2 protein-coding genes are annotated in these 277 nt (G+C 33.2%); both read right to left on the reverse strand.

Annotation, left to right across the window (positions count from 1 at the left end; translation table 11 throughout):
- Window positions 1-117, reverse strand: a 117-nt coding sequence (locus LUA84_RS05410; protein WP_457913367.1) for a hypothetical protein, incomplete at its 3' end; no start/stop codon positions are given.
- Window positions 77-253, reverse strand: a complete 177-nt coding sequence (locus LUA84_RS04810; RefSeq protein ID WP_342765383.1) for a hypothetical protein — start codon at window positions 251-253, stop codon at window positions 77-79. The genes LUA84_RS05410 and LUA84_RS04810, both read right to left, overlap by 41 nt.
- Between the last annotated feature and the right edge of the window lie 24 nt (window positions 254-277).

Genomic DNA, 277 nt, shown 5'->3' on the forward strand with positions numbered 1-277 from the left:
AATCTCAACATCAAGAAATCTTTCATAATGTCCTAAATCCAAATCTGTTTCACCGCCATCAAAAGTAACAAAAACCTCACCATGCTGGAATGGGTTCATTGTACCAACATCCCACATTTAAATATGGATCAATTTTAACTGCTGTTACATTATAACCTCGAGCTTGAAGTATTTTGCCAATAGAAGATGGATTTATACCCTGACCCAACCCAGACAACACAACTCTCATAATAAATATATATTTGGTCTTCATTAAGATAGTATTTAATCAAGTTTA

The organism is Candidatus Nanopusillus massiliensis (assembly GCF_920984865.1).

Excerpts from the sequence above, each read along its gene's own strand:
- LUA84_RS04810 (WP_342765383.1), bottom strand. The coding sequence starts at position 253 with ATGAAGACCAAATATATATTTATTATGAGAGTTGTGTTGTCTGGGTTG.